The sequence below is a fragment of the Deltaproteobacteria bacterium genome, from assembly GCA_020845775.1.
GTDB lineage: Bacteria > Bdellovibrionota_C > UBA2361 > SZUA-149 > JADLFC01 > JADLFC01.
Genome location: JADLFC010000103.1, coordinates 1 through 3523, shown reverse-complemented (window position 1 = coordinate 3523; position 3523 = coordinate 1). Strand labels below are relative to the sequence as shown.

The 3523-nt window shown below is 46.1% G+C and carries 1 protein-coding gene; it reads right to left on the bottom strand.

The window, feature by feature from the left end; all coding sequences use genetic code 11:
• Positions 1–724: 724 nt before the first annotated feature.
• Positions 725–3022, bottom strand: a complete 2298-nt coding sequence (locus IT291_06380) for a LamG domain-containing protein (GenBank protein ID MCC6220847.1) — start codon at positions 3020–3022, stop codon at positions 725–727.
• Between the last annotated feature and the right edge of the window lie 501 nt (positions 3023–3523).

Here is a 3523-nt window from a genome sequence, read left to right as displayed (position 1 = left end):
TCGGCAACGAGGTCGCGATGCGCCACAGAATGGGCTACAGGGTCACGGCAAAATCTCGAGTCATAAAAAAAGTGCACTAACTAAAACTTCATCTGACACTTTAGTTGTAAAACTGTTTGTAAAGCTGTAACCCCGTTCTTTTATTTGTAAGCAAGTGCTGGCGACACTTCGATCTTAGCGTCGAGGAAGGGTTGCGGGATCTTGCCACTATCTGCACAATTCCGGTCCAAGTCAAAAACACGGCTAGCTTTAACTCAGTTCCTAAGCCAAGAACCCAATTGGCTAAACTTATCAAAGCCGCAAACGCCAAACTACCAGCGGCACTCCTACCGCGAGAAGTTAATGTAGACAGTGGAAAATCACTCGCCTCAGAGCGAAAAACTTAAATATTTCAATATATTGCACCTCACCGATGCACGCGGCATTTCTGGAAGATCCGTTGAAATGACAGCGTTTCAGTTATTTCCTTGCAAAAGATCATGGAAAAGCTAATTGCCTCTCAATCCTAATGGGCCTATCCCAAGGCCTCCGAGGCTAAGATGCGGCGAGCCGAAATTTTTTTTCGAAACATTCTATGGGTGCACTTTTGACACACCCATAGAATGCCTGGCCCGTTCACGCCCCAATCACCAAATTAAGGGCAGGTAGGCCGGAAAATCCTTTGAGTCTCTACCCTGAGAAGCTCCTTTCCCGATATCCCCACAGAACAAAGTCCCTCGTGTTCTCAATATTTGACCACAACGCCGCTTGGTGCCGCTGGTGGGGTAGTATCAACGGTATTTGCAGCTACTGTGAAAATATAGCCCTTGCCGATACTCTTTGGAATGCAAGGCGTAGTTTGCAAAGGCGCACAGAAGTCCAATGTCGATTTAATTTCGAGGCCTTTGGTCAAATCAAACTCGCCGGCGCAACCCTTTGTTTCCATAAAATAGCCATCCACGCATTCAATAGAAGTGACCGTTTCGCCTGGATTTAACTTGACCGGACTGATGTTATCATTAAAGACTGCAAAAATCTTCTTAGTCTTCCAATGTCTCGAATACATAACGTGCTGATCGAAATAACTAACCGGATTCGGGTCGCTTGCTAACTGGCGGCTTTGATAGATCGGATCGGTCGTAATGCCATTCCACGATCGTTGTAAGAGCGGTACGTTTCGCAAGTTATCCCAGTTAGGAATTACACGAATAAGCTTTAGACGGGGATAGACATCCTCGATTTTTTCCCAACGCGGATTTGCCGAATTTACCCCAAAATGGCCAAACCAGTTATACCATGCCCCATTTATACCGGCTTTGGCCGCAATCAGTCGATTTTCCTTTTCCCCAACAGTGTCTTGCTGCGCACTACCAACCATATTCGGAGTAATGGCTAAGCCAGAATTAAAAATTCTCGCCTCGTCGACAAACTGAGTACCAAAGGACTCCTGAATGAGCATGTCTGGAATTAAATTCGCCTTGTCTGGCCTCTGCGATATTCTGTATACCCATTCATCAGTATCATAGGGGCGAACACAATAATCGCCCCGCGTGATATCCTCGGCTTTGTAATAAAGGAGCCAGGGCTCCACAATCCATTTTCCCTCGGGAAACTCCTGCAACATACGGGCTCGTAGTTGCTTATAATATTCAGCTGCGCCGTCCGAATACTTCGAGTGGTTCTTGGTCGTGGTGCCATCCACCCCCACATGCGAAGCACCTGAATCGGAATCAGTCCAATACGCGAGATTTTTTTGGATGTTGCGCTTGTTACTGGCATCGTAGCAGCTAAAGTCCCCCGTAAGCTTAGCAACATCGATAATATAACCAGCAAACGACATACCGGCGGCCTTATAGCTGCGAAACAACGACATCTCGGCGTTAACTAGATAGTCGATAACAGCCTGTTGCTGAAGGTCCCAGTTTGGTTCAAAAACAGCCCCACCGTCCTTCTCTGAATACCAACCTGTAGCCAAGTTGTCCGGGAAAGACGCGTCTTTGTCTTTCCAAGTCATGTGTTTGTTATAGAAATCAATCTGTGCCGGTGTATAGTTATTTCTTGTATCGATGTTCGAGTTCCATCCCATAACCCAGTGCTGAGGGCCGTCCATAAAGAAATTGAGCCCCTGACACTCTGAGTAAGTTTTATATACAGCCGCCGAATCATATATGCGCAGGGTTAGGTACTCGTAGCCCATTTGTTTGGCGTACTTACAACTATTGCGTGCAGTATCGCGCCAAGCAATGCCATAATGATTTTTCCAGCTGCTCGGGTGCGTAAAACTGGTGGCGGTCGTGCCGTATAAAGAGAGAATTTCCGATTCCGTCAGTGCGCGGTTATATATTCGCACCTCGTCAATCTTTCCATTGAAATATCCATTATTTACACGAGAGTAGCCGATTCTCATATCTGGATAGCTTGTTAGCGGAACTATGACATTACCCGCTGGATGACTTACGGTATGGCGCAGCGCACCGTCTACATAGAGCCTTTGTAGTCCAGTACTCTTCTCATAGCTTCCAACTAGATGATGCCAACCGTTAGTGGAGTCTGCAAATGCGTAGGACGACGTCAGCATCGTTCGCGTTCCACCAACACTCGCGGTGGTTAAAGTAAAGAGCAACGCATTCGGAGCGTTGGACGAAAAGCGAATGTCGAAGCCCTCCATTAACTGAGTACCAGTGGCCCAATACCATCCCCCAACTATTGCATCCGCAAAGGTAGCGTCATTTGCATTCTTATAGAACCAAGCTGACACAGTAATTTGATCGTGGTTTTGTCGAGGTATCAAAACATAGGCATTGGTGCCATCAAAACTGAGAGCGTCACCAAGCTTGCCAGCTGTAACAACAGCCCCGCTTATAGTGCCGTGGTTGTTGTTACCCGATGAATCATTGGCGGTGCCAGAATCAAAAGAATATCTAGCTACCAGACCACTTTCTGGCAGTGACTGCGCTAATACAAGCTGAGACGTGCTAAGAAAAAATATTTGCGTGAGATATGACAGAACTACGCCAAAAAATCGGATATTGTAATTTCCCATGTAGGTGCCAGCTTTAAATCGATTTATTGTACCACCACGGTTACAGTTTAACACTCGAAGGTCTTTGGGTTGGCTAAACCTAGACTTATAATTGTAACACGCCGATCGAACAAAATCAAATTGAGGTTCACGCCGTTGTTCTGCCAGTTTGAGTGCTCTTTTAGGGTGCATGCTCTATAATTTTGTCACTCGGCCGGGGACAAGATTAGATCGCTCTTAACCTAATATCATTCCTTTTATAAAATCCGAAAAAATTACCCTCGGGGTATGGTTGAAACTAAGAGTCGGTTAACCCTCACGTGGGTGGCGTTGTTAGAAACACCCGAGTTTTATTGAGACGCTAGACACTACAGATCTGGCGCCGTCAGCCCAACGCCTCCGAGGCTAAGATGCGGCGAAAATTGATAGTCGCCGAATTTTATTGATCGTAATCCCGAAATGTCGTATATTTCGAGATTATGTACCCTCGGGCTATTAATATATTGAAAACGCGGAGTTTTT

Excerpts from the sequence above, each read along its gene's own strand:
- IT291_06380 (MCC6220847.1), bottom strand. The coding sequence starts at position 3,022 with ATGGGAAATTACAATATCCGATTTTTTGGCGTAGTTCTGTCATATCTC.